Here is a 26,210-nt window from a genome sequence, read left to right as displayed (position 1 = left end):
TTTTTCATTCCGGGCCGGACGGTCTGTTTTTTATCTCCTTCTTCTGAACAGAAAGAAACTACCCCCTGCACTGCGAGAAACTAATCATCTGTATACTGCTGACTGGCAGTTTTTATGCTTCTTATTATTCTTACAACAGCTGTTGTAAGAAAAGAACACAGCTGTTATAAGAAAAGAATACAGCTGTTGTAAGAAACTAACATGACTGTGATAAGAATAATGAGATGCGAAAAAATAGTTAGTTTGTCGCAGTGGAGAGGTTAATTTGTCGCGGTGCCGGGGAGGAGTTCTCTTGTAGATAATGAAAGCCTCACTCTTAGGCGAGGGAGAGAAGGGTGATGCCGTAATCTGCTTAAAACCATGCAATAAAGCACCGGTTCTGCCAGCAGCTTTTATTCATTAACTTTTATTAGCAAATAAATCGTCCTTTTCCGATAGGGTTGCGGTTGTGCCCCCGGTTTTATATACGAGAGCTTGAAAGAAATCTGCAGAATAAAGACATTTGGATAAGCTTAAATATTAACCGTAACATACTAATAGCCTATGAAGCATACAAAGAAGAAGAAATGAGAGGAACAGTCAATCAGACTGGCCGATCGGGATAACAGATTTCCGAGAATCTGTTTATTAACTTAACACATATTTAATCTAATATTTATTTTCCGAAAAACAGCTTATGAAAAAAAGATTTATGCTAACCTTGGTTTGCCTGATGGCGGCCATTAGCTGGGTAGCAGCCCAAAATTCCCCCATTACCGGTATCGTTATTTCAGCTGAAGACAATGAACCGATTATCGGAGCTTCCGTATTGGTAAAAGGAAGTACTACCGGAGCCGTAACAGATTTAGACGGCAAATTCACTATTACAGATGCACCCGCAGGTGCCACGACACTGCAAGTGTCTTTCGTAGGTATGATAACACAAGAAGTTCCCATCACTCCGGGAACGATAAGGGTTACATTAAAGAATGATGCCAAGCTACTGGATGAAGTGGTGGTAACGGCATTGGGTATCGCAAAGAAAGAAAAATCACTGACTTACTCTACTCAAGTGGTGAACGGCGACGAATTGGTTCGTGCCAAGGATCCCAACATGATGAATGCGCTGGCCGGTAAGACGGCAGGTGTGCAAATCAACAAGAGTTCTTCCGGTCTGGGTGGTTCTTCCAAGGTCATCATCCGTGGTAACCGTTCTGTAAGTGGTAATAATCAGCCTCTTTACGTGATAGACGGGGTGCCGTTTGGTTCCTCCACCAACGAAAATACTTCAACTACCATTGGTGGTGATAATGACAGTGGTAACTACGACCGTGGCGACGGTATCTCCAATTTGAATCCCGATGATATTGAGAGTATGAATATCTTGAAAGGTCCTGCGGCAGCCGCTTTGTATGGTAGCTCGGCTGCCAACGGTGTGGTAATCATCAATACCAAAAGAGGTAAAGAAGGTCGTGCCAGCATTTCTTTCAATACCAATACCACTTTTGATATGGCTGCCTATGGTATTCCCGAATTCCAGAATCATTATACCGGCCAAACGACCAGCTGGGGTGGCAAGATAAAAGGCAGTCCCGACTATACTGACGATTTCTTCAAGACGGGTGTTACCACTATTAACTCTCTTTCTTTAAGTATGGGTTCAAAGGCTATGCAGACTTATTTCTCCTATGCCAATACTTACGGCAAGGGCGTGGTAGAAGGCAACCGTTTGGTGAAACATAACTTTAATTTCCGCGAAACAGCGAATTTTTTCAATAATAAGTTGACGGTCGATGCCAACGTCAATGCCATGTATCAGAAAGGAAACAACCGTACCACTTCAGGAGGTTATTATATGAATCCTTTGGTCGGGTTGTACCACTTCCCGCGTGGTGGTGTAGAGGGTGGTAAAGATTTTAACTACTACAAGGATAACTATCAAGTGTTGAATACCGGACGTAATATTATGGATCAAAACTGGTACAAGACTTCCGGAACCGATATGGAGCAAAATCCTTATTGGCTTATCAACAAAGTGCCTAATGAAGATACGAGGTACCGTACTTTGATAAACCTGAGTGTGAAATACCAGATTAACGATTATTTCAGTATCCAGGCTCGTGGTAGCGCCGACTATATAGTGGATAAAGACAATACCCGTATGTATGCAGGTACCAGCCCTATCCTCTGCGGTATGAATGCTGCCGGAACCGGAACCAATGGCCGTTACAGCTATAATGAGCAAAGTGAACTTTCTACTTATGGAGATGTCCTCTTTACGTATCAACAACAGTTCGAGAACTTCAGCTTTAATGCATCAGTCGGTGGCAGTATCAATGATTATAATGGCAATGGAACCGGTTTCGATTCCTATCCGGGTACACTCTCCATTCCCAATGTATTTACGATGCAGAATGTGACTCTCAATGCAGGCTCTTTGAGTGATTGGAGAAAACATACACAAAGCCAGAGCGTGTTCTTTACCGGTCAGATTGGTTTAAAAGACCAGCTTTTCCTTGACGTGACGGCACGTAATGACTGGACTTCTACCTTGGCCTATACCAAGTATAAGAACAAGGGCTTTTTCTATCCGTCAGTAGGTCTTACCTGGTTGCTCAACGAAACTTTGAAGTTGCCTTCCTGGATTAGTCTTGGGAAAATCCGTGGGGCATGGTCACAAGTAGGTAACGGTTTGGATACCTATCTCTCCAATCCACTTAATACGATTACAAAGAACGGCAGTATCAGTTTTAATACAACTTCTCCTTTTGATGAGTTGAAACCTGAAAAAACGACTTCTCTGGAATTTGGTACCGAATGGCGCTTCTTTGACAGCCGCTTGGAGTTTGATTTTACTTACTACAAGACGAATACAAAGAACCAGCTCTTCACCTTGCCCGCTCCTTCCGGTTCAGAGTATAATACCTATTATGTAAATGCAGGTGACATTCAGAACAGTGGTATAGAAATTATGATGAACGCCACTCCGGTGATGACCAATAGTTTCCGTTGGAAAACCGGCGTCAACTTTGCCACCAACAAGAACGAAGCCAAAGCATTGGCCGGTGAAGCATTGGGATATTTCCAATTTAGTGGCGGTGAGAGTAATAATGTATGGAGCCGTCTGGAAGTAGGTGGTTCGTTCGGCGACTTTTACGGAACAACTTTTGAACGTGACGATAACGGTAAAATCAAGTTTGGCGATGACGGTCTGCCATTGGTGAACAAATCCGATCCTAAAAAGCTGGGTAACTCAAATCCTGATTTCAATTTAGGATGGAGCAATACGCTTACCTGGAAAGACTTCTCGTTGTATTTCCTTATTGACGGACGCTTTGGTGGTAAAGTGATGTCACTGACAGAAGCCGACCTTGACCAGCAAGGTGTGAGCAAGGCTACCGGTGATGCACGTGACCGTGGATATGTGATGCTCGAAGGGCATAAGATATCCGGAGAGCAGGTTATACAAGATTTTTATAATCTGGTGGGCGGACGTGCCGGTGTGACAGAGTACTATACTTACAGTGCCACTAATATTCGTTTGCGCGAACTTTCCATAGGATACAATCTGCCCCAGGCATGGCTGACTAAGATTGGTGTTATCAAGAGTGCACAAATTTCGCTGGTGGGCCGTAACTTGTTCTTCTTCAAGAACAATGCTCCTTATGATCCCGATGGTATGCTGTCTACCAGCAACCGTTTGCAGGGTGTCGATGTGTTTGGTATGCCTACCAACCGTTCGATAGGTTTCAACTTGAAGGTTAACTTTTAAATAGACTTATAATTATGAAGAATATATTGAAATATACGGCAACTGCGTTGCTGGCAGCTTCCATGTTTACCGCATGTACCGGTGCATTCGATGACTTGAATACCAACCCGAAAGGAGTAAGTGACGAAGAATTGAAGCAGGACAACAACTATATAGGCATGCATTTTATTCCGATGATGCAGTCCATCTATTATAATAATGGCGGTGGTACTAATCCGTGGGAATATCAGCTGATACAGAATCTGAATGCGGATATGTGGTCGGGCTATGTAAGTACGGCTACTGCCTTTGCAGGTAATGTAAATAACATTACTTATGCGATGAATGCCGGATGGAATGATAACTGCTGGGATTATGCTTATAATCACGTGATGTCCCAGAGTCTTAAAATTACGCGCAAATGTGAGAAAGACATGGAGACATATTCCCATTTCGCAGCCATCAATACCATTTGTCGTGTGATAGCCATGTCTCGTTTGACCGATCAATACGGGTGTATTATCTATACTCATTATGGTGAATCGGCTACAGGTGGTACTTATGATTCCGGGCAGGATGTTTACAAGAAGTTCTTTGAAGAACTGAGGGAGGCTGCTGATGAACTGCGTGCAGTGAAGGACAAAGATGTGGCTTCGTTCGCTCCGTTTGACTATGCTTATGGGGGTGACCTCAATAAATGGGCCAAATTGTGTAATACTATCCGTTTGCGTCTGGCCATGCGTATCGTGAAATACGACGCTGCATGGGCAAAGAGCGAGGCTGAGGCTGCCATGAATGATAGTAATGGGCTGATTGAAACCAATGATGCGAATTTTGGTATTGCTGGAAACGGTTATGTGAACCCGCTTTACGGCCTGGCCTTCAGCTATGGCGACTGTGTGCTCAATGCCAATATTCCCTCTCTGCTGGGAGGGATGAATGATGCCCGTTTGGAAAAGTATGCCACAACAAATGCTGACGGTGATTTCTTCGGTATCCGTAATGGTGTGAAAGGTTTGGAAGAGGGCAAGAACTCGGATAATTACAAGGCGATTGTGAGCAAACCTAATCTGGTTGCAACGTCTCCGGCTATTTTGGCTACTGCCGGTGAAACGATTCTTCTGGAAGCTGAAGCTGCCCTGCGTGGTTGGAATGTGAATGGTAAAGGTACTGCTAAGGATTTGTACGAGAAGGGAGTGAAGGCTTCATTTGAACAATGGGGAGCTGCTGTAGGCGATTATTTGAGTGGCACTACTGCTGCTGTTGCTTATGTGGATCCTATTATTCCGGCAGCCAGTATCGAAGGTCAAAGCAAGGTGACCGCTCAATGGGATGAGTCTTTGAGCAACGAGGAGAAATTTGCCAAGATTGCTACACAGCGCTGGATTGCTGTCTATCCCGAAGGTATGAACGGTTGGGCCGAGTTGCGTCGTACCGGTTATCCTAAACTGTTCCCAGTGATGGTAAATTACAGCCAGGGTGAAATTGATACTGACCTTGGACCACGTCGTTTGCCTTTCACCATTAATGAAAAGGACAATAATCCTACCGGTTATGCCAAAGCTGTCGAAATGCTTGGTGGTCCTGATAATGCAGCAACCCGTGTATTCTGGGATGTGAACAAATCGAATTTCTGATATCCTTAATGAGTAAAAGGTATGCCGGAGGCAACTTCGGCATACCTCCTTAATTTCTTGAAAGGGAATCATTTTATTTTGATAGATTTCAAATATCTTCAGATAGAGTTTAAACCTCTGTCTGACTATTCTTGTTTAATATTGTAGCTTGATTTATGTTAGCTGAAAAGAACAAGTTTTGTGCGAAAAATTGAATTAAACTTATTTACTGTATATGAAGAATATCATTAAACCTCTCTGCTTGTTGACCGGTCTGCTTTGTACCCCGGCTGTTTGGCTTCATGCCCAAGTAGATGAAAAGTTGAAAGCCGACATCGTCAGTACGGGTTACGTGCACAGTCCGTTGCCGCTCGACGAGACAAAGGCTTTCGAGACATTCGGCTTGAAAAAGAAAGTGTTGGAAACTATGATGCTGTGTGATATGGAGGATTTCTCCAAATGGTCGCACAAGGGTATCGGTAAGATTGGTTTGACTGACGAACGGAGCAAGTCTGGCAAGCATAGCCTGCGTCTGGAAGCTCCTGTCCATCCGGAGGAGATTCTCGGCTGGGGGTTGGGACGTGGCACTTGCATGGCCTCTTATGATATAGGAGGTGTGAACTGGGAAGGTTACAACCGTCTGAAGTTCTATATCTATCCCACGTGCGAAGGGGCACGCAGCATTTACCTGAACCTCTATGTGGAAAATGACGGAGAAATAAAAGTACCCGACATTTACGGTCGGGAAGGATACCACGAAATCAACTTGAAAAACAACCAATGGAACGAATGTTTCGTCGAGATGTCCGGGCTGGCGCGCGACAAGGTGACCAAGATTTCATTTGCTATCGAAGTGTTCGGCAAGGAACGCACTATGGGAGATTCCCTCCGTTTCGATGTGGATGCCGTGGAATTGCAGAAAGTGGAGAATCCGGAAACCGTGAAAGGCTGGATGTCCGCACAAAACCGCATCATCTTCTCTACTACCGGTTATGGCATAGAGAGTCCCAAGAGCGCCATTGTCAATGTGGAAAAGCACGGCGGACAGTTCCAGTTGAAGGATGCCGCGACGCAGGCCATTGTCTATACCGGCCCCATCCGTAAGGAAAAGACCGGTCTGGGAGAGTTCGAGACGATAGACTTTTCCGACTTCAAGACGCAGGGACGTTACGTCATTCAGGTAGGGGATGTCACCACCTTGCCTTTCTATATCCATAAGGATGTGTGGGAGGATTCTGCCTGGCGGATGGTCAACTTCCTGTTTTGCGAACGTTGCGGTTATCCCGTTCCCGGAAAGCACGGGGCTTGTCATAATGACCTGCATGCCACTTACAACGGACATATCATTCCTATAAACGGAGGATGGCACGATGCCGCCGATATGTCCCAACAGACCTTACAGACGGGAGAGATAGCCTATTCCTTGCTCTTGATGGCCGAACGTGCCAAAGAAAAAGGCAATGTAGACTTGTACAACCGCCTGATGGAAGAGGCTTTGTGGGGAATGGACTATGTGATGAAGACCCGTCTGGGCGATGGCTACCGTGCACAGACATGGGGCACCAACCTATGGACCGACGGTAAGGTGGGCACCGACGATGATGCCGGTCGCCGCGAACTGCTTGTCCATAACGGAGCTTTGGAGAATTTCCTGCTTGCAGGAATTGAAGCGTATGCCTCCATGATGGTTGAGAAGGATGAAGCCCTCAGGAGCAATCTGAAAAAGATTGCAAAGGAAGACTTCGGTTATGCCATGAAACGCTTTAATGAGTTGGGCTTTGCCGAACTGATAAAGAAGGGTGGGGGACATGCCGCCATGGCATCCGAAAGCCAGTATCACGCCAATATTTCATGGGCAGCCAGCATGCTCTACAAGCTGACCGGCGAACAGCAGTATGCCGATGAGGCCGTGAAGGCTATCCGCTACACCTTGCAGTGCCAGCGCACCGAACCGCTGAAAGACAAAGACAAGACCTGCGGCTTCTTCTACCGTGATTTGGCCAGGAAGTCCATTGTACACTATACCCACCAGTCCCGCGACTATGCCTATATGGAAGCCCTTGCCGCCCTTTGCGAGACACAGTCCGGCCATGCCGAGTATGAGCAGTGGATTCGTGCCATGAAACTCTATGGCGGTTATCTGAAGAATATCATGAAGTATGTATATCCTTATGGAATGGTGCCCAGTGGCATCTATCACAAAGATGAAGTGAAGGATTCCGCCAACTTCTACGCCGTTCAGGTAGGGATTCGCAGCGGTGCCGATAAGGATTTCGAGGAACAGCTCGAAAACGGTATCCGTCTGGATAAAGAGCATTATTTGCGCATATTCCCCGTCTGGTTCTCGTTTAAGGGAAATATTGCCGTACATTTGTCTACCGGTAAAGCTGCCGCTATCTGTGCCAGGGTACTGAAGGACAAGGAACTGAAAGACATTGCAGAACAGCAGCTCTTCTGGGTTGTAGGCCGGAATCCTTTCGGGCAGTCCATGATTTATGGGGAAGGCAGCAACTATCCGCAGCTCTACACGGCATTGCCCGGAGAAACGGTGGGAGAGATACCCGTAGGCATGCAGTCCTATTTCAATGAGGACGCGCCCTATTGGCCACAGTTCAATACGGCTACTTATAAAGAGGTGTGGGGCTCTTCGGCAGCCAGATGGCTGATGTTGGTTTCTGAATTCTAAAGCAAGATGATATGAGTGACAAGACTGTTTATTCACGGCGCAACCTGGCCATCGACATGCTGAGGGCATTGACCATGTTCATCATGATTTTCGTCAATGACTTCTGGAAAGTGCATGACGTACCCCATTGGCTGGAACATGCCGTCTATGGTGAGGATTTTATGGGACTGGCGGATATTGTATTCCCCTGCTTTTTGTTTGCAGTGGGAATGTCCATACCTTACGCCATTGAGCGCAGATATGCCAAGGGCTTCTCGGCAGAGTCCACCTTGGGGCATATCCTTTCCCGCACCTTTGCCTTGCTGATGATGGGGGCGTTTATAACGAACTCGGAGTTCCGGCTTTCACCGGAAGCTCCCTATCCGATAGGAGTATACTGGTTCCTGATGGCCATAGGCTTTATCGGTGTGTGGAACCAATATCCGAAACCGGCTTCCGGCACTCAGAAGAACCTTTTCCGTGCTTTTAAAATAATCGGAGTATTGGTTCTCCTTTACCTTGCCTTCACGTTCCGCAATCCGCAGGGAGGTGTATTCGGTGCCTATTGGGGAATATTGGGCTCCATCGGCTGGACCTATCTGGTATGTGCCGTAATCTATATCTTCAGCCGTGACCGGTTGCAGTATCTGCTGCCTGCCTGGGGTGCCTTTATCCTGATATGCCTGCTGGGTACGCCTTTGCGCGAGGGCTTTGGCGGTGAGGCTATCCTTGCCTTTCCCGAACGCAACTTCTATCAGGGCATGTTGTCCATCCTGCATATCGGCAACGGGGCTTTGCCCGCATTTACAATGGGAGGTGTCATCCTTTCCATTCTCAGCGCCCGCTATGCCGGCAAGGGTGACGGCTGGAAACTCCGCAATGGGCTGACGGTTGCCGTTCTGCTTCTGCTGGTCGGAATTGGGACACACCATTTCTGGATTGTGGCCAAGATGGTTGGCACTCCTCCCTGGGTGTTCTATGTGACTGCCATTTCCGTGGGGCTCTACACACTGCTCGGCTATCTGGTCAGCCATCAGGTCACAGGTTGGTTCAACCTGATACGCCCTGCCGGAACGGCTACGCTGACCACTTATCTGGTGCCTTATGTCTTCTATGGCTTTGCTGATGTGACCGGTGTTGTCCTGCCGGACTGGTTCACACATGGATTCATGGGGCTGGTCAACTGCCTTTGTTTTGCCTTTGTGGTAATCGGCGTTACGTGGGTGATGGAAAAACTGCATGTTAAACTTAAAATTTAGATAGAATGAAAAAGAGCTTTTTACCTGCATTCTTGCTGCTGTTCCTTGCGCTGGGCATGTTCTCGTGCCAGCAGGGAGCTAAGGAAACAACCAAGGAATATCCCATGTTCTGGACGTGGCTGGACTATCGTCCCGGCATGAACTTCGACTCCATCTGCCAAGTGATGAACGACATCGGCATGGATGGAATTATGCTGAATGCGCCGACTCCCGACGATTACCGGGCTGCCATACCGGTTGCCCATAAACACGGAATCGAAGTGTATGCCTGGTTATGGACCATGAATCTGGAACACGACCGTGACAAGATATTGAAGGAGCATCCCGAATGGTTCAGCGTGAATCGTAACGGCAAGAGCCTGGCAGACACTACCGCCTATGTAGGCTATTACAAGTTTCTCTGCCCGGCATTGCCCGAAGTCCGCGAGTTCATCAAGGAAAAAATCAAGGCCTACTGCGAAGTGGAAGGCTTGAATGGCATTGCCATCGACTATCATCGTTTTGTGGATGTGGTGCTTCCCACCACCTTGTGGCCCCATTATGGCATTGTGCAGGACCGTGAATACGCTGCGTGGGATTACGGTTACCATCCGGAAATGCTCAGGTTGTTCAAGGAGCAGTACGGTTATGACCCCCGCGAGCAGGAAGACCCTTCCCTCGATGTGAAGTGGCGCCAGTTCCGTTGCGACCAGATAACCGAAGTGGCCAATATGATTGCCGAAGTGGTGCACTCCTACGGCAAGACAATGGCTGCCTCCCCGTTCCCCACCCCGAAGATGGCTTCACGCATGGTGCGCCAGGACTGGGGCAAATGGAATCTCGACATCGTGTTCCCGATGGTTTACCATACCTTCTATACGGGCGATGCCAGCTTCATTTCCGACTGTACGGTTGAGAATGTACGCGACAAGAACGATATGACTACACTGTACTGCGGCATGACCGCCACCGACGGCCCGATGATGTTCGAATGCATGGATGCCGCTCTCAACAACGGCGCCCAGGGAATTGCCGTATTTACCATTCATGGACTGCGTTCTCCGGAGGTGAAGAGGCAGTTCAAGGCTTATACGGACAGTGTCAGAGTCGTGCGTGCCGCCAATGGCGGGGTGATAAAGGCTACCCATCCCGAAGTGGCGGATCCCGACCCCTTCAAGCATGAAGGCATTATGAAGCTGATGCAGGAACGCATGCAGCAAATCATAGCCAAGGCTGCCGGCAAGGAAGAGCCGGCTCCGCTGGCATTGGGCGAGTACAAGGAGGTGGATTCCTATGACGCGACACGCTGCTACCAAGTGGTGGATGAGAATAGCAAGACTACTTTTGACGTGACATTCTATCTTTACGGCGACGTTGTTTCCGGTTGGGATGTAGCAGTAGCAGACAAGGCTTCTACTAATAAGAAATGAAAGGACGTTTTATGATAGTGAGAGATTACGGGAGCAAACTCCTTCTGCTCTTGGTGTTTTCAATGGTAGGCATGGTTTGTTGCAATGCCCAGAGTGGAAAGAGCTTGTCCGTAAAGAAAGTAATGTGTACGGCTTCACCGGAAGGTGAGGCTGTGCCGTCCTTGCTGGACGAGAACGGGATAGAGTTTCAGCCCCTTGATGTGGTCAACTGGAAAGATTATCCCTACAAGCCGGAAGTGAGTTTCCGCATAGCCCATACGGGGCGCGAAATCCTGCTCCACTACAAAGTGAAGGAAGCCAGTGTGCGTGCAGTGGCCTCCGGAGACAATGGCCGGGTATGGGAAGATGCTTGTGTGGAATTCTTCGTATCTCCCGAAGGTGACGACCGCTATTACAATTTCGAATGTAACTGCGCCGGCAGGCTGCTGATTCAGGGAGGTGCAGTCAATGAGCGCCGTCCTACGGCGAGTCAGGAGGTGCTGGGCATGGTGAAACGTTGGAGCTCGTTGGCCGGCGAACCTTTCGAGGAACGTTTGGGCGAGTGCAGCTGGGAACTGGCCATGGTTATTCCCGTTTCCGCTTTCTTCCAGCATTCCGTCGGTTCTCTGGACGGAAAAACAATGAAAGGGAATTTCTACAAGTGTGGTGACAAACTCCAGACTCCCCACTTCCTTTCTTGGAGTCCTATCGGGCTGGAACGCCCCATGTTCCACTGTCCGGCCTTTTTCGGCACCTTGTCTTTTGAATAAATCTTTAGGGTGTTCTGGTGGAATCATTTGCCGTTAGCATTACTTATTGGATTGACAATTGCGGAATTATGTGTTTTTTTATACCTTTGCACTTCCTAAATTGTAAATGCATATATGATTACCGCAGAACAACTGAAAGATATCAAAGAACGTACCGAGGCGTTGAACCGCTATCTGGACATTGAAGGAAAGAAGATACAGGTGGAAGAAGAGCAGCTCCGCACCCAGGCTCCCGGTTTCTGGGACGACCAGAAGGCTGCCGAGGCTCAGATGAAGAAAGTGAAAGGCTTGCAGCAATGGATTTCCGGCTACAATGAGGTAAAGACCTTGACTGACGAGGTACAACTGGCTTTCGACTTTTACAAAGACGAACTGGTGACTGAAGAGGAAGTGGACGATGCCTATGCCAAGGCAATCACTGCTGTCGAGGCCCTCGAACTCAAGAATATGCTTCGCGAGGAAGCCGATCAGATGGACTGTGTGCTGAAAATTAACTCTGGTGCCGGTGGTACGGAGAGCCAGGACTGGGCAAGCATGCTGATGCGTATGTATCTGCGCTATGCCGAGACTCACGGCTATAAGGCCACCATCGCCAACCTGCAGGAAGGAGACGAGGCAGGTATCAAGACTTGTACCATCGAGATTTCCGGCGATTATGCCTACGGCTACCTGAAAGGTGAGAACGGTGTACACCGCTTGGTGCGTGTTTCGCCCTACAATGCCCAGGGCAAGCGTATGACTTCTTTTGCATCCGTGTTTGTCACTCCCTTGGTAGATGATACCATCGAGGTGAACATCGAACCTGCCCGCATGTCATGGGATACCTTCCGAAGTGGTGGCGCCGGTGGACAGAACGTCAATAAGGTAGAGTCCGGTGTCCGTCTGCGCTATCAGTATAAGGATCCATATACGGGCGAAGAGGAAGAAATCCTGATTGAAAATACCGAGACACGAGACCAGCCCAAGAACCGCGAGAACGCTCTCCGCCTTCTCCGTTCCATGCTTTACGACAAGGAACTTCAACACCGCATGGCCGAGCAGGCAAAGGTGGAAGCCGGTAAGAAGAAAATCGAATGGGGTAGCCAGATTCGTAGCTACGTCTTCGACGACCGCCGCGTGAAGGACCACCGTACCAACTTCCAGACCAGTGATGTGAATGGTGTGATGGATGGAAAGATAGACGGCTTTATCAAAGCTTACCTGATGGAGTTTGCAGGAAGTGGCGAATAAATTTTCTCCCTTTCATTTGCATTCTTCCCGAATTTCTTCTTACTTTGTTCATCGTTGAACTTTAAACTATAAAACACACCATGGGAAAAAGTAAAAAGAAAGCAATGCACAGCCAGAAGGAAGAGCAACAAGCCAAGAAAGTGATGATGACGATGGGAGTAATAGCCATTGTATTGGTCATCGCCATGTTTGTGGCTTACTCTTACTGGGGCTGATAAAATCACTGGAAACGACATGCCGCAGGAGATAGAACGGAAATTCCTCGTGACGGGAGAATACAAGCCACAAGCGTATGCACACAGCCGTATCGTACAAGGATACATCAGCAGTGTACGTGGACGGACAGTACGGGTGCGCATCCGCGATGAACGGGGATTTCTCACCATCAAGGGTGCATCCAATGAATCGGGAACCAGCCGCTACGAGTGGGAAAAGGAAATTCCGCTGTGCGAAGCGCGGGAATTGCTGAAGCTGTGCGAACCGGGTATCATCGACAAGACCCGTTACCTGGTGCGCAGCGGACAGCACGTCTTTGAGGTGGATGAATTCTATGGCGAGAACGAGGGACTGACTGTGGCCGAGGTGGAACTCTCCTCGGAAGACGAGCCTTTCGTGAAACCTGCATTCATCGGACGGGAGGTGACGGGAGATGTCCGCTACTATAACTCGCAACTGATGAAACACCCTTTCACCACGTGGTAGCAAACCAATTGTATGCCGTACTTGTTTAATCGTCATGGAGAAACTTTACGACTACCTGCCAAGAGAACTGGTCACCTTCCTTTTGGTCACTGTATTCTCTTTACTCATCGGGCTTTCACAGCGTAAAATCAGCTTGAAGCGCGAAGGGGAAACTACGCTTTTCGGTACCGACCGCACCTTCACTTTTATAGGCATTCTGGGCTATCTGCTCTATATCCTCGACCCTACGGGCTATCGTCTGTTCATGGGAGGAGGAGCCATTCTGGGACTGCTGCTCGGACTGAACTATTATGTGAAGCAGTCACAGTACCATGTGTTCGGAGTAACCACCATCATTATTGCACTCATCACCTACTGCATTGCTCCCATTGTGGCCACGCAGCCGTCGTGGTTCTACGTCATGGTCATAGTGACCGTCCTGCTCTTCACCGAGCTGAAACACACCTTCACGGAACTGGCCCAGCGCATGAAGAACGACGAGATGATTACGCTTGCCAAGTTCCTTGCCATCAGCGGCATTATCCTGCCGATGCTGCCCAATGAGAATCTTATTCCCGGCATCAACCTGACGCCATACAGTATTTGGCTGGCCACGGTGGTTGTATCGGGCATTTCCTACCTTTCTTATCTGTTGAAGCGTTACGTTTTCCATGAGTCGGGCATTCTGGTTTCGGGCATCGTGGGAGGCTTGTACAGCAGCACGGCTACCATTTCCGTACTGGCGCGAAAGAGCCGTAAGGCTTCTGTGCAGGATGCTCCCGAATATGTGGCGGCCATGTTGTTGGCGGTCAGTATGATGTTCCTCCGTTTCTTGATATTGATAGGTATTTTCAGCCGGGAGACGCTACTGGCCATTTATCCCTACCTGCTGATAATGTCGGTGGTGACGGCAGCCGTGGCATGGTATCTGCATTCCAAGCGGAAACGGGTGGACGACGGCACGCAGACCACGGAGGACGAGGACAGCAGTAATCCGTTGGAGTTTAAAGTGGCGCTGATTTTTGCCATGCTGTTTGTCGTGTTCACTATCTTGACACACTATACGCTGGTGTATGCCGGTACGGGTGGGCTGAACCTGCTCTCTTTCATTTCGGGCTTCAGTGACATCACTCCTTTCATCCTGAACCTGCTTCAAGGGACGGGCAGCGTGGCGGTGCTGGTAATTACGGCTTGCAGCATGCAGGCTATTGTCAGCAATATAGCGGTAAACATGTGCTACGCGTTATTCTTTGCCGGTGGAAAAAGCCCTTTGCGGCCGTGGATATTGGGGGGATTCGGCTCTGTTATTGCCGCAAATATCTGTCTGTTACTTTTCTTCTATTTTCTCTAAATTGCTTTCTTTTTGCTTTTTTAACTCCGAAAGTCTCGTAAATGCATGAAAAAGGGGCTATTTTTGCCGAATTCATTGTGACAAAACTCGAACGGGAAACGTCTAATACCAAGACAATAAACATGAATAGTCACTAAATATAAAAACGCAATGAGAACAAAATGGACTGTGCTGCTATGGATGCTGATGATTTCGGGACTGCTTGCAGCGCAAAACACGGCAAACACTTCTTTCCAGGTTAAAGGAATTTTGCTCGACTCACTCACCCAGGAGGGTGAACCTTATGCTACCATTAAAATCGTGAAGAAAGAGGCCCCTGCAAAGGCGCTGAAAATGCTGGTAACGGATATGAAAGGCCAGTTTCAGGAAAAAGTTCCCGGTACGGGCAACTTCGTAATGACCATCACTTCCGTGGGGCGTACCCCTATCGTGAAGGATTTCTCTGTGAAGGCTGGAGAGAACCTGGTGGACTTCGGCACACTCTACATCGTGGATGCTTCCAATGAGCTGGGACAAGTGGAAATTGTAGCTCAAAAGCCTTTGGTAAAGGCGGACATCGACAAGATAGAATATAATGTGCAGGATGACCCTGATGCCCAGTCGAACTCTGTGCTGGAGATGCTCCGCAAGGTACCGTTGGTGACGGTGGACGGCGAGGACAATATTCAGGTGAACGGGAGCAGCAGCTTCAAGGTGTACGTCAACGGAAAGCCCAACAACATGATGAGCAATAACCCGACCGAGGTACTGAAGAGTATGCCTGCCAACAGCATTAAGCATATCGAGGTGATTACCAATCCCGGCCCCAAGTATGATGCTGAAGGTGTGGGCGGTATTCTGAACATTGTCACCGTGGGTAGCGGACTCGAAGGCTATACGGCTACGTTCAGTGCCAACGTCAGCAACCGCGGTGCAGGCGGTGGAGCATTCGGTACGATAAAGAGCGGCAAGCTGACTGTCAGCGCCCGCTACAACTACAATTATAATGACCAGCCCCGCAACTACAGCAGCGGCAGCCAGCACGTGACACCGGAAGCTGTTACGGAGAATTCTTCCAACCTGGACTATGACGGCAGTAACAAGGGCCACGGTTCCTTCCAGTCGGGCAGTATGGAGGCCAGCTACGAAATAGATACACTGCGCTTGGTCACTATGTCTTTCGGACTTTGGGGTGGCGGAAACAAGAGCAACGGCTCTACGGACTACATCGCCACCTTTCCGCAGGACATAAACGCCGCTCCCATTTATAGCTATTCGGCTTTCAACCGCAGCAAGTCTTCCTGGTATTCCATCGACGGAGGTGTCGACTACCAGCGTCTGTTCAAGGTGAAGGACCGCATGCTGACATTCTCCTACAAGATAAACACCCGTCCGCAAACGTCGGATTCCTACACGGAATATGAAATAGACAAAGGCTATAATCCCGATTGGGCTGATTATCTGAAACGTCTGAGAAATTTGCATAACGACGGCGAGCAGAACACCACCGAGCATACTTTCCAGGCCGACTATACCACGCCTATCGGCAAGCTGCATACGCTGGAGGCTGGTGCCAAGTACATCCTGCGCAACAACTCTTCGGAGGACGACCGTTTTGATGCAGACGATACCGGAAAGTATGAATACAACAAGGAGCAGAGCTCGCACTACAAGCATCTGAATGATATTATTGCCGCCTATCTGGGATATGGGCTGAAAGTGAAAAGGCTGTCCGGCCGTTTGGGAGTGCGCTACGAGCATACCATCCAGGATGTGAAGTATCTGGTGGGGCGTGGCGAGGACTTCACAAAGAACTTTGACGACGTAGTGCCTTCCGCCTCCATCGGCTACAAGCTGACGGATATGTCCAATCTGCGCTTGGGCTACAACATGCGTATCTATCGTCCGGGAATCTGGTACCTGAATCCGTATCTGAATGATACCGACCCCTCCTACATCAGTCAGGGTAATTCGGAACTGGACAGTGAGAAGAGCCATGCATTCAATTTGAGTTATAGTAATTTCACGCAGAAGTTCAATATTAACCTTTCAGCACGCTATTCATTCACCAACAACAGTATTGAGAATGTAACGAAGCTCATGCCCGATACGGAGATTGAGGGATTGAAGAACCCCACGGGAAAGGATGTGCTCTATTCTACCTACGCCAACATCGGTAAGACCCGCCGTGCCAGTGTGAGTGCTTACGTCAACTGGAACGCTACTCCCCGTACACGTATCTACATGAACATGAGCGGTGATTATTCTTACATGGAGGGCAGTGAGGGCATGCGTAACGACGGCTGGAGCCTCTTTGCCTACGGTGGTGCACAGCAGACGCTGCCCCACGATTGGCGCATCAGTCTGAATGTCTTCGGACAGACGCCGTGGATTATGCTGCAAGGTAAGGGTAGCAGCTTCTTCGATTATGGCTTGAGTGTCAACAAGTCATTCCTAAACAAGCGTCTCACTTTGTCCGCTTTTGCCAGCAACTTCTTCAAGAAGTATATGGACCAGAGCTCTACTACCGAAGGTGCCGGCTTTATACGCGAAAGCAGCTATAAGTATAGCCGCCAACGTTTCGGCATAAGCGTCAGCTACCGCATCGGCGAGCTGAAGGCAAGCGTGAAGAAGGCTGCACGCACCATCAGCAATGACGATGTGAAGAGTGGCGGTAGCGGTTCCGGTGGCGGCGGTGAATAGACTACTACGAATTCATTTACGGATATATCAGGCAGGTGACTGTTCCGTCCATTGTCATGACGATGAGACGGTGGTCACCTGCCTTCTTCAGTGAGGTGACCGCCGAATGGGATACTTTATGGCTCCAGGCTATCCCGCTTCCGTCTGTCCGCACGGCATGGACCACTCCGAATTCGGTAGGGATGAACACATACTCTTCCGTGGTTTCCATGCGGGTGGGGATGAAATTACCTTCATACGGCATCAATGTATTCCAAAGTGGAGTGTAGTTTCCTTTTGAGACATCTGCTGCCGTAATGTTGTTCTTGATTCCTTTTATGTACATGGTCTTTCCATCCGGAGAGAAACCGATTGATTCGCGTCCTTTCGCTTCATCCGATGCCCAGAGGATTTTTCCGTCTTCCGGGTTGAAGGCGCGTACAAAGTAGTCGGAACTGAGCACTATGACCTGTTCTGATGCTTTTCCATTCTTCCGGTAGGGCAGCACTGTGGGCCAGCAGGCTCCCGGAGAGAAGTATCTTCCGCGTTCGGTGTCGAATTCCCATACTTTTTTCCCGGTTTTCCGGTCGATGGCATAGAACATGGCTCCCCAGGTTCCGATATAGATGCGTTCGTGGTCTATAGCCGGGCGGGACTCGATGTAGCCGTTCAGTCCGTCGGTAACCCAATTGAGCGTGCCGTTTGCCAGGCGGATGGAGTAGAATTTTCCGTTGCTGCTGCCTGTATAGACATTGCCGTTTGCTACTGTAGGGCAGGCTACAATGGGGTAATCCGTGTTGAATTTCCAACGGGCGGAACCTTGTTTTTTGTCCAGTGCATGAATAAACCCGTCGCAGGAAGTGACAACCACCAGTTGGGAAGTGATGAAGGGAGCCGAGAAAATCTTATTTCCTGTGGCATAAGTCCATACCGTTTCTCCGTTGCGGGCATTCAGGGCATGAACCATTCCTGCCGTATTGGTATAGATATACAGTTCTCCGTCAATGCTTCCTTGTGAGGCAACGTCGGTTACGTCTTTCTGCTTCCACACCTCACGAACGGCAGGATAGGTGCTGTTGATGCTGAAATCAGGGCGGTAGTAGACGGTATCTTTCTTTTCACCCGGAATGTTCGATGAAGCAATAGCTGTTGCATTCAGGCGGACAACGTTCCATGCGGGACGGGTTTCCGTTTGGATGATGCGTTCGCAGAAGGTGATGGAATCTTCGTTGACTGTGACGAGATTATAGCCACCTATCGGGTCTTCCCTCCGCAGGGAGGAGCGCCCGATGACTGCCGGAATGCCTTCGGCATCATAAGCGCGGTTGGTGTGCAGGTGTCCGGCAAGAGTCACCAGTACATTGCGTGTTTTGAGAATATCCGTCACTTCGTACCAGTTACTTAAATCCCGGTTCAGTGGGAAATGGTTGACGAAAATGACCGGCAGTTCTTTAGGGGTGGCCCGTACAATGGAGTCCAACCAGAGTATTTCCTCACGTGGAATGTGGGGAGGCCCCATGCGCAGGCTTGGTCCGGCACCACAACCGATGAAGCGTACTCCTTGCCAATCGTAGCAGAAGTGGGATGCTTGGAAAATCTTGTTGAACATGGTGCAGCCGTTTTCGCTCCAGTTCACGTCGTGGTTTCCCGGCAGCAGCAGATAAGGTTTCCTGAAGCCTTCCAGTATTTCCTGCAGCAGCAGGAACTCTTTTGTATCACCGAATTCGGTGACATCTCCACTGAGAATCGTGAAGTCCACGGCAGGATTGGCATTGATGTCTTCAATGGATTGCCGCAGGTCGTCTTCGGCATAAGCGAAGGAATTGAGGTGTACGTCACTGAGCCAGGCGAAAGTGAACGAGACGCGGTTACTTTGTCCGTAAGATAGTGCGGACATTGCCATCATGCAGATGGCCAATAAGATACGTTTCATGATGATGATTGGTTTGAATTTGCCCAAAGATAGTGATAATTCTTTTATTAATAAATAATATGTATTGGTTCTCAGGGGAATATTGTATTTTTGTTGATAAGGAATGAACGGAAAATATAGTAACCGGCATTGTAACATTTTCAAGTTCTTTGTATCTAAAGAGTGAATTAAAAAGTGTACAGTGATGGAAAAGTTATTTCTGACTTTAGTATTGTTTTGGTTTTCTGTCTGTTCTTTTGCAGAAGATTACTCTTTTTCGGTGATAAAATCGGGTATAGGAAAGAAGTCTGTCATTTTTATTCCCGGCTTTGCGAGTTCGGGAGACGTCTGGAAGGAGGCAGTGGCGGAATTGGGAACACATTATACCTGCTACGTGTTGACTATGGCTGGTTTTGCCGGTGTACCGCCGGAAAAAAATCCATCCTTCGAGGGCTGGAAAAACGAGATTGCGACATTCATTAAGGAAGAAAGGATTGACAGCCCCATACTCGTAGGGCACAGTATGGGAGGCGGACTGGCACTTGCTGTTGCAGCAGACTTTCCCACACTCGTTGGAAAGATTGTCATAGTGGATGCTTTGCCTTGTTTGATGGCTTTGACCCACCCAGACTTTAACCCCGTAGCGGATAAAGACTGTTCTGATATGATTACCCGGATAACTGCCATGAACCACGAGCAGTTTGTCCGGATGCAGCGAATGAGTGTGGCTAGTTTGACAACGGACTCTTTGAAGTTTGACGAAATCGTGGAATGGGGTGCAGCCTCTGACAGAAAGACGTATGCCGCGATGTATTGTGACTTTGCGAACACGGATTTGAGGGAGCGAATCAGAAGTATTGCCGTTCCGGTCCTGGTCTTGCTGGAACCGCATTTCAAGAATATAGCATCTATTGTAAATGAACAGTATAGGAATCTGCACGGAGTGCGGTTAAGGTATGCCGAGCAGGGACTGCATTTCATGATGTTTGATGATAAGGAGTGGTTTATGAATGAGCTAACCGGTTTTATAAAAGAGTGACGAGTGGAGTTTGAGGCTATATATAGGGAATATTGGAGTAAGGTGTTCCGTCTGTGTATGGGATATGTGAATGATTATGGTCTGGCCCAGGATATGGCTCAGGAGACATTTGTTGCCGTTTGGCAGAAACTGTCGTCATTCAGAAATGAGGCAGCAGTCGGTACTTGGATTTTTCGTATTGCCACCAATCGCTGTCTTCGTCAGTTGGAACGGCAGAGCCGCATGGTTCCGGTTACTCTCTCGACCGACCTGCCCGAAGAAGAAAGGACGGGTATCGGTCTGCGGCTTCGTCTGTTGTACAAACTCATTGCCGAACTTCCGGAGATGGACCGCATCCTCATTTCACTCGAATTGGAAGATGTCAGGCAGGCAGAGATTGCCCGAATCACTGGTCTGTCTGAAGGTAATGTCCGGGTGAGGATTCATCGAATCAAAGCATTGTTGACAAAGAAAATAAGAGCGTATGAAGAGTGACATAGATATAAAAGAATTGTGGCGGAAACAGGCTGTCCCATTTGCCGACTGTTCCGGATTATTCAAGGAGGTAAATCACTTCAAGAGAAAGAAGGTTCTTGAACTGATAGTGCTTAATGCGGTTTTATGGATGACCATCTGCTTTGTTGCGTTTGTCTGGATATACTTTAAGCCGCAATTGTTGGTTACGAAGATAGGGATTCTTTTGACAATCGTGGCTATGGGCACTGTTGCTGTGTTCACTCATAAGATGATTCCCTTGTATAGAATTGTGGATGAGGAGCAATCCAACCGGGAGTATCTGAATGAGTTACTTGCCGTGAGGCGTAAGGAGAACTTTATGCAAACCAAGCTGATGAACTTTTATTTCATCTCGTTGTCTGTAGGAATAGGACTTTATATGTACGAGCATATTCAGGAGAGTTCACTACAGTTCAGGGTCGTTGCCTATTCGGTTTTCCTTCTGTGGGTTGGTTTGAACTGGTTTGTTTTTCGTCCCCGAATTATCCGGAGGAACAGACAGAGACTTGATAGTTTGATTGTCCGGGTGGAGAGGATCAAGACGCAAATAGATGAACTTTAGGGTATTGAATTGCCCAAAAATCCCTTTTTGAAGCTTGCACTCTCTGCTGAATAGAGAAGTGCGGGTTTCGGGAGAGTGGAAATGGGCAATATTTTTCAGACAGAAGAACAAAAGAACATATTTATTTCCTCTCTTTTGTCTTTTTGTTCTTCTGTCTGAAAAATAAATCTGCATCATCTGCGTCTGAAAAATGGTGTATAGTCTGTTCCAATACACCCGTTTTTAGCATAAGATGTCATTTGGGAATCGTTGAGAATCCCAGTTTCTCCAGTCCTTTCTGCACATCCGGATGACTCATGAAGAGCTTCCACAGCAGCCCCGACCGGTAATTCTCAATCATCACGGCTATCGGGCCCTGGTCGATGGCGAGGTAGCGTCGGGGATACCAGTTGTCCGTCTGGCTGAAGGCATCATAGAAGCCATAGGGTCCGAAGACTTTATCGCCCATCTCGTAGAGATGCCGCATCACCTGCAGCGACTGTTCCGGGGTATAGACGATGGATGACAAGGCGGCAGTTGGAGAGATGACTCCCTGGTCGTCGCGTTCGTTGGGAGCGTGGGCGGCATATCCGTTGACGGAGTAGCTGGCTGTCAGTCCCCAGCAGTCGGGCCCGAAACCTTTGTAGTGCTTGGGGTTGCGGACACAGTAGGCACGGTTCACAAGCGTCAGGTTACGCATCTCGTCGAAGTAGTTGGCGCAGTATTCATCCTTCAGCCCGATGGGGTCGAGGCCGAGGAACGAGTATTGTGCCCAGAAGAGCGGTCCGGCTTCTGTGCCTTGATAGCGCAGATGCAACTCGATATTCTCCACTTTATGAGGGTCTACAATGGCCCCGTTCTGCGCCCAGCCCTCGTGATAGACTGCTGCAGGCACGCCGTGGGTAGGCGAGGCGGCGGCAAGGATATACATGATGAGGCATTCGTTGTAACCGTGTACGGGAAAGTTCATTTCCCAACCGTATTCCGGACTCCAGTGCCAATAGAGCACGTTCTGGCCGTTCTGGCGGTAGAAGTTCCAGTCCACTTCGCGCCACAGCTTGTCGATGCGGGCGGCGAGGGCTTGCTCGGCGGGCGAACCGTCGATGTAGTACTGGTGGACGGAGAGCAGCGCCTGCATGATGAAGGCTGTTTCTACCAGGTCGCCGCCATTGTCTTTCTGCCCGAAGGGTTTCACCTTGCCCGTATCGCCATACCACCAGTGTGGGTAGGCACCGTGGAAACGGTCAGCGGTTTCGAGGAAGGAGACGATTTTCTCCATTCGTTCCAGCCCTTCCTGGCGGGTGACATAGCCGCGGTCTATACCGGCAAGTATAGCCATGATGCCGAAGCCGCTTCCACCGGACGTGATTACGTTCTGGTCGTTCTCCGGATAGACACCGTCCATGTGGATGCGTTCGCGTGCCAGTCCGCTGTTGGGCTCGGCACCTTCCCAGAAGTAGTTGAAGGTACGGCGCTGTACGGTGTCCATCAGGGCATCGTCGCTCAGCCGGTCTTCTTTGGCGGCGGGGCTTTTGCATTGCGTGAAACCGAGCAACAGCAGGAACAATAATAAACTGTATTGTATTTTCATTGTACCAATGCTTACTTGTTTTTTTATCATTTACTTATCTATATTCATTGCACGGTCAATTCAACAAGTATAGGACAGTGGTCGGAAAGGTAGCTGTTCTCCGGTTTGTCTTGGATAACGCGGTAGCGGTCTATCTTTGCGCTTTTAGTCACGAAGACATAGTCCAGCAGTACGCGTTCCTCCACCGGCAGACGGCCGAAGTCATGGAAAGACCAGGACGGACCGTAGGTGACGGCAGCTGTCTTTGCGGCATTTTCCATTCCTCCCTTTTCCAGCGTTTGCAGAGGTTCTTCACCGGGCGTACAGTTAAAGTCACCAGTGATGATGGCGGGCATGTCCGGTGCTATCTCCTTGATTTTGTCGAGAATGAGTTGCACGCCCTCTTTGCGGGCTGTCTTTCCGTCGTTGTCCAGATGGGTGTTGAAATATACAAACTTTTGTCCGTTGTTCTTTTCCTGCAGTATCGCCCAGGTGGTGACACGGTTGTAGGAAGCGTCCCAGCCCTTGATGCCGATAGTTTCGGGTTGCTCGCTGAGGGAGAAATTACCGTATTCCACCAGTGTAAATCGGTCGGTCCGGAAGAATATCGGGCAGTATTCGCCTGCTTCCTTGCCGTCGTCGCGCCCCACACCGAGTGCTGTGTATTGCGGCAGCCCGCGTTTTAGGTCTTCCATTTGGTTGTGAAGCACTTCCTGCATGCCCAGCAAGTCGGGGCTGTAGTAGGCTATCATACGGCAGGCGTCACCCTTGCGGTAATTCCAGTTGTTTACACTGTCCGAAGGAATATCCAGGCGGACATTGAACGTCATCACTTCCAGCGGCTGTCCGTTCTGTGCGGAGGGCTGGCTCTTGCAGCTGCCAAGGAGCAGAATGCTGCAAAAACAAAGGAGTAAAGTAGTATATCTCATGTTTTCTTGTTTTTAGAGTGCAATATTAAATATTTTATTTTATTTCAGTGTCAGTCGGGCTGTCTTTTCTGCCTGGCTGCTGCCACCTATCATCACATCGAAATCTCCCGGCTCGGCCACGTGGTTGAGGTCGTAGTCGTAGAAGCGGAGCAGCTCAGGGGTAATCTTGAAGGATACGGTCTTGCTTTCGCCCGCTTTCAGGAACACCTTTTCAAAGCCTTTCAGCTCGCGTACGGGGCGGGTAATGCTGCCTACGAGGTCGCGGATATAGAGCTGCACGACTTCTGCGCCGTCACGCTTACCGGTATTGGTCACGGTGACTACGGCAGTGGTGGAGCCATTTTGTCCCATGACCGGGGTACTGAGGGCGATGTCGCTGTACTGGAAAGTGGTGTATGAGAGTCCGTATCCGAAGGGATACAGCGGTTCATTGTCCACATCCAGATAGTTGCTGCGGAACTTCTCGAACCAATTGCCGGCAGCCAGCGGGCGACCGGTATTCTTGTGGTTATAGAATAAAGGTATCTGCCCCACGTTCTTCGGGAAAGTCATGGTCAGCTTACCGCTTGGGTTCACGTCGCCGAACAGTACGTCGCCGATGGCGTATGCCGCTTCACTGCCACCGAACCATACGTTCAAGATAGCGGGCACATGTTCCTGCTCCCAGGTGAGCGTCAGCGGCCGGCCGGTGAAGAGGGTTAGTACAACGGGCTTTCCGGTCTTCAGCAAGGCTTCCAGCAGGGTGCGTTGCACGTCGGGGATATCGAGGTCGGTACGGCTGGAGCTTTCACCGCTCATTTCGGAAGACTCGCCCAGGGCGGCTACAATCACGTCGGCACCGGAGGCCACCTTCAAAGCTTCGTCCAGCAGTTCCTTATCCGTACGGTTGTCCCGGCCCAGCGATCGGCCGAATAGGGTGGCGCGTTCCTCGTAGGCTACATCACCGATGAGGTTGCTGCCTTTGGCGTAGGTGATGTTCACCCGGCCGGCTGTCATTTCTTTCAATCCTTCGTACAGAGAGGGATAGTCGTCCAGGCGTGCGGCAACACTCCAGGTACCGGGCATGTTGCTGCGGGTATTGCCCAGGGGGCCGATGACGGCGACGGTGCCTTGCTTCTCCAAAGGAAGGACGGGACGAGAAGACTTCTTGCCTTGTCCCTCAAAAGGTTCGTTTTTCAGCAGCACAAAGCTTTCGGCGGCAATCCGGCGTGCGGCGTCGCGGTGCTCGCGCGTGAAGATGTCGCGTGCGGGACGGCTGAGGTCGCAGTATTTGTAAGGGTCATCGAACAGCCCTAACTTGTATTTCGCTTCAAGGGTGCGGCGGCAGGCTGCATCCAGCGTCTTCATGGTTATTTTGCCTTCGGTGAGCGACTTTTTCAACGTGCCCACGAAACCTTCGCTCACCATATCCATGTCCACACCGGCGTTGAGCGCACGAGCGGAAACGGTCTGCAGGTTGCCGATTCCGTGTTCCACCATTTCGGAGATACCGGTAAAGTCGGTCACCACAAAACCGTTGAAGCCCCATTGTTTGCGCAGCACGTTTGTCATCAGCCAGTGGTTGGCGGTGGCGGGCACGCCGTCCACTTCGTTGAAGGAGGCCATCACACTACCCACTCCGGCGCGGACGGCTGCTTCATAGGGGTACATGTATTCGTTGAACATGCGGTTGCGGCTCATGTCTACGGTGTTGTAGTCGCGTCCGGCTTCTCCGGCACCGTACAGTGCGAAGTGCTTGACGCATGCCATGATTTCGTCGTTCCGTGTCAGTTGGTCGTTCAGGTCTTTTCCCTGATACCCCAACACCATGGCGCGGGCGATGGCGCCTCCGAGGAACGGGTCTTCGCCCGAACCTTCGGATACACGTCCCCAGCGCGGGTCACGGCTGATGTCCACCATCGGGCTGAAGGTCCATGAGATGCCGTCGGCACTGGCTTCGATGGCGGCGATGCGGGCAGACTGCCCGATGGCTGCCATGTCCCACGTGCAGGAGAGGCCGAGGGGGATGGGGAAGATGGTCTCATAGCCATGTATCACATCCATGCCGAACAGCAGGGGGATGCCCAGGCGGGAGTTCTCTACGGCCAGTTTCTGTACGTCGCGTATCTTGGCCACTCCTTTCAGATTGAAAAGCCCTCCCACGAGCCCCTGCTCAATCTTCTTGGCCACGTCGCTGCTCTTTGCCTGACCGGTGGTGATTTCTCCGGTCACGGGCAGGTTGAGCTGGCCGATTTTCTCTTCCACAGTCATCCGGCGCATCAGTGCGTCGATGAAGCGGTCCATGTCCTGCGGAGACTTCTGCGCCTGCACGGTGACGCCTATTAAAGCGGTCGCGAGCAGCAGACTTGTTCTCTTGAAAATTTTCTTCATATT

Annotated in this window: 18 protein-coding genes; 14 read left to right on the top strand and 4 right to left on the bottom strand. The window is 49.6% G+C overall.

The window, feature by feature from the left end; genetic code table 11:
• The first annotated feature begins 676 nt into the window (after window positions 1-676).
• The 11 genes from DWZ03_RS01170 (at window position 677) to DWZ03_RS01125 (ending at window position 17,372) form a co-directional block, all read left to right on the top strand.
• A complete protein-coding gene (locus DWZ03_RS01170) occupies window positions 677-3,751 on the top strand; it encodes a SusC/RagA family TonB-linked outer membrane protein (protein ID WP_120128526.1) in 3,075 nt (1,024 codons plus the stop codon).
• A 14-nt stretch (window positions 3,752-3,765) separates the two neighbouring features.
• Window positions 3,766-5,367 (top strand): SusD/RagB family nutrient-binding outer membrane lipoprotein, encoded by a 1,602-nt coding sequence (locus DWZ03_RS01165; RefSeq protein ID WP_195657369.1) that lies wholly within the window; start codon window positions 3,766-3,768, stop codon window positions 5,365-5,367.
• Between the two features lie 214 nt (window positions 5,368-5,581).
• Window positions 5,582-8,032 (top strand): glycoside hydrolase family 9 protein, encoded by a 2,451-nt coding sequence (locus DWZ03_RS01160; RefSeq protein WP_120128521.1) that lies wholly within the window; start codon window positions 5,582-5,584, stop codon window positions 8,030-8,032.
• Between the two features lie 11 nt (window positions 8,033-8,043).
• Window positions 8,044-9,270, top strand: coding sequence for a DUF5009 domain-containing protein (locus DWZ03_RS01155; RefSeq protein ID WP_120128519.1), 1,227 nt, complete (start codon window positions 8,044-8,046; stop codon window positions 9,268-9,270).
• A gap of 5 nt (window positions 9,271-9,275) precedes the next feature.
• Complete coding sequence (locus tag DWZ03_RS01150; protein ID WP_120128516.1) at window positions 9,276-10,679, top strand: family 10 glycosylhydrolase; 1,404 nt, start codon at window positions 9,276-9,278, stop codon at window positions 10,677-10,679.
• Window positions 10,676-11,428 (top strand): carbohydrate-binding family 9-like protein, encoded by a 753-nt coding sequence (locus DWZ03_RS01145; protein WP_009037711.1) that lies wholly within the window; start codon window positions 10,676-10,678, stop codon window positions 11,426-11,428. Before DWZ03_RS01150 ends, DWZ03_RS01145 begins: the two co-directional genes overlap by 4 nt.
• Window positions 11,429-11,542: 114 nt before the next feature.
• Window positions 11,543-12,658 (top strand): peptide chain release factor 2, encoded by a 1,116-nt coding sequence (gene prfB / locus DWZ03_RS01140; RefSeq protein WP_005830350.1) that lies wholly within the window; start codon window positions 11,543-11,545, stop codon window positions 12,656-12,658.
• A gap of 80 nt (window positions 12,659-12,738) precedes the next feature.
• Window positions 12,739-12,873: a hypothetical protein gene (locus DWZ03_RS20345; protein ID WP_005830349.1), complete on the top strand. Its 135-nt coding sequence runs from the start codon at window positions 12,739-12,741 to the stop codon at window positions 12,871-12,873.
• Between the two features lie 19 nt (window positions 12,874-12,892).
• On the top strand, window positions 12,893-13,360 hold the full coding sequence (locus tag DWZ03_RS01135; protein WP_005834595.1) for a CYTH domain-containing protein: 468 nt from the start codon (window positions 12,893-12,895) through the stop codon (window positions 13,358-13,360).
• 34 nt (window positions 13,361-13,394) lie between these two features.
• A complete protein-coding gene (locus tag DWZ03_RS01130; protein ID WP_005830344.1) occupies window positions 13,395-14,690 on the top strand; it encodes an MgtC/SapB family protein in 1,296 nt (431 codons plus the stop codon).
• A gap of 150 nt (window positions 14,691-14,840) precedes the next feature.
• A complete protein-coding gene (locus DWZ03_RS01125; protein ID WP_120128513.1) occupies window positions 14,841-17,372 on the top strand; it encodes a TonB-dependent receptor domain-containing protein in 2,532 nt (843 codons plus the stop codon).
• Window positions 17,373-17,388: 16 nt separating this feature from the next.
• On the opposite strand, the gene DWZ03_RS01120 is transcribed toward DWZ03_RS01125, so the two are convergent.
• On the bottom strand, window positions 17,389-19,284 hold the full coding sequence (locus DWZ03_RS01120) for a PQQ-binding-like beta-propeller repeat protein (RefSeq protein WP_171029007.1): 1,896 nt from the start codon (window positions 19,282-19,284) through the stop codon (window positions 17,389-17,391).
• A gap of 184 nt (window positions 19,285-19,468) precedes the next feature.
• On the opposite strand from DWZ03_RS01120, the gene DWZ03_RS01115 reads away from it, so the two are divergent.
• The 3 genes from DWZ03_RS01115 to DWZ03_RS01105 are packed head-to-tail and all read left to right on the top strand — an operon-like array spanning window position 19,469 to window position 21,359.
• Window positions 19,469-20,302: an alpha/beta fold hydrolase gene (locus DWZ03_RS01115; RefSeq protein WP_016272457.1), complete on the top strand. Its 834-nt coding sequence runs from the start codon at window positions 19,469-19,471 to the stop codon at window positions 20,300-20,302.
• A gap of 3 nt (window positions 20,303-20,305) precedes the next feature.
• Window positions 20,306-20,776 (top strand): RNA polymerase sigma factor, encoded by a 471-nt coding sequence (locus tag DWZ03_RS01110; protein WP_009037716.1) that lies wholly within the window; start codon window positions 20,306-20,308, stop codon window positions 20,774-20,776.
• Window positions 20,766-21,359, top strand: a complete 594-nt coding sequence (locus tag DWZ03_RS01105) for a hypothetical protein (RefSeq protein ID WP_009037717.1) — start codon at window positions 20,766-20,768, stop codon at window positions 21,357-21,359. Before DWZ03_RS01110 ends, DWZ03_RS01105 begins: the two co-directional genes overlap by 11 nt.
• Window positions 21,360-21,594: 235 nt before the next feature.
• On the opposite strand, the gene DWZ03_RS01100 is transcribed toward DWZ03_RS01105, so the two are convergent.
• The 3 genes from DWZ03_RS01100 to bglX are packed head-to-tail and all read right to left on the bottom strand — an operon-like array spanning window position 21,595 to window position 26,207.
• Window positions 21,595-22,929 (bottom strand): glucoamylase family protein, encoded by a 1,335-nt coding sequence (locus DWZ03_RS01100; RefSeq protein WP_034529401.1) that lies wholly within the window; start codon window positions 22,927-22,929, stop codon window positions 21,595-21,597.
• A 44-nt stretch (window positions 22,930-22,973) separates the two neighbouring features.
• Window positions 22,974-23,837, bottom strand: a complete 864-nt coding sequence (locus DWZ03_RS01095; RefSeq protein WP_016272459.1) for an endonuclease/exonuclease/phosphatase family protein — start codon at window positions 23,835-23,837, stop codon at window positions 22,974-22,976.
• Between the two features lie 39 nt (window positions 23,838-23,876).
• Complete coding sequence (gene bglX, locus DWZ03_RS01090) at window positions 23,877-26,207, bottom strand: beta-glucosidase BglX (RefSeq protein WP_120128699.1); 2,331 nt, start codon at window positions 26,205-26,207, stop codon at window positions 23,877-23,879.
• Window positions 26,208-26,210: the final 3 nt, after the last annotated feature.

It is taken from the genome of Bacteroides sp. AF29-11 (assembly GCF_003602895.1).
GTDB lineage: Bacteria > Bacteroidota > Bacteroidia > Bacteroidales > Bacteroidaceae > Bacteroides > Bacteroides uniformis.
The sequence above is the reverse complement of the archived record's forward strand: the minus strand, read 5'-3'. Positions and strand labels throughout refer to the sequence as shown.

Coding starts and splice junctions, on each gene's coding strand:
- DWZ03_RS01170 (WP_120128526.1), top strand. CDS start 677: ATGAAAAAAAGATTTATGCTAACCTTGGTTTGCCTGATGGCGGCCATT.
- DWZ03_RS01165 (WP_195657369.1), top strand. CDS start 3,766: ATGAAGAATATATTGAAATATACGGCAACTGCGTTGCTGGCAGCTTCC.
- DWZ03_RS01160 (WP_120128521.1), top strand. CDS start 5,582: ATGAAGAATATCATTAAACCTCTCTGCTTGTTGACCGGTCTGCTTTGT.
- DWZ03_RS01155 (WP_120128519.1), top strand. CDS start 8,044: ATGAGTGACAAGACTGTTTATTCACGGCGCAACCTGGCCATCGACATG.
- DWZ03_RS01150 (WP_120128516.1), top strand. CDS start 9,276: ATGAAAAAGAGCTTTTTACCTGCATTCTTGCTGCTGTTCCTTGCGCTG.
- DWZ03_RS01145 (WP_009037711.1), top strand. CDS start 10,676: ATGAAAGGACGTTTTATGATAGTGAGAGATTACGGGAGCAAACTCCTT.
- prfB (WP_005830350.1), top strand. CDS start 11,543: ATGATTACCGCAGAACAACTGAAAGATATCAAAGAACGTACCGAGGCG.
- DWZ03_RS20345 (WP_005830349.1), top strand. CDS start 12,739: ATGGGAAAAAGTAAAAAGAAAGCAATGCACAGCCAGAAGGAAGAGCAA.
- DWZ03_RS01135 (WP_005834595.1), top strand. CDS start 12,893: ATGCCGCAGGAGATAGAACGGAAATTCCTCGTGACGGGAGAATACAAG.
- DWZ03_RS01130 (WP_005830344.1), top strand. CDS start 13,395: ATGGAGAAACTTTACGACTACCTGCCAAGAGAACTGGTCACCTTCCTT.
- DWZ03_RS01125 (WP_120128513.1), top strand. CDS start 14,841: ATGAGAACAAAATGGACTGTGCTGCTATGGATGCTGATGATTTCGGGA.
- DWZ03_RS01120 (WP_171029007.1), bottom strand. CDS start 19,284: ATGAAACGTATCTTATTGGCCATCTGCATGATGGCAATGTCCGCACTA.
- DWZ03_RS01115 (WP_016272457.1), top strand. CDS start 19,469: ATGGAAAAGTTATTTCTGACTTTAGTATTGTTTTGGTTTTCTGTCTGT.
- DWZ03_RS01105 (WP_009037717.1), top strand. CDS start 20,766: ATGAAGAGTGACATAGATATAAAAGAATTGTGGCGGAAACAGGCTGTC.
- DWZ03_RS01100 (WP_034529401.1), bottom strand. CDS start 22,929: ATGAAAATACAATACAGTTTATTATTGTTCCTGCTGTTGCTCGGTTTC.
- DWZ03_RS01095 (WP_016272459.1), bottom strand. CDS start 23,837: ATGAGATATACTACTTTACTCCTTTGTTTTTGCAGCATTCTGCTCCTT.
- bglX (WP_120128699.1), bottom strand. CDS start 26,207: ATGAAGAAAATTTTCAAGAGAACAAGTCTGCTGCTCGCGACCGCTTTA.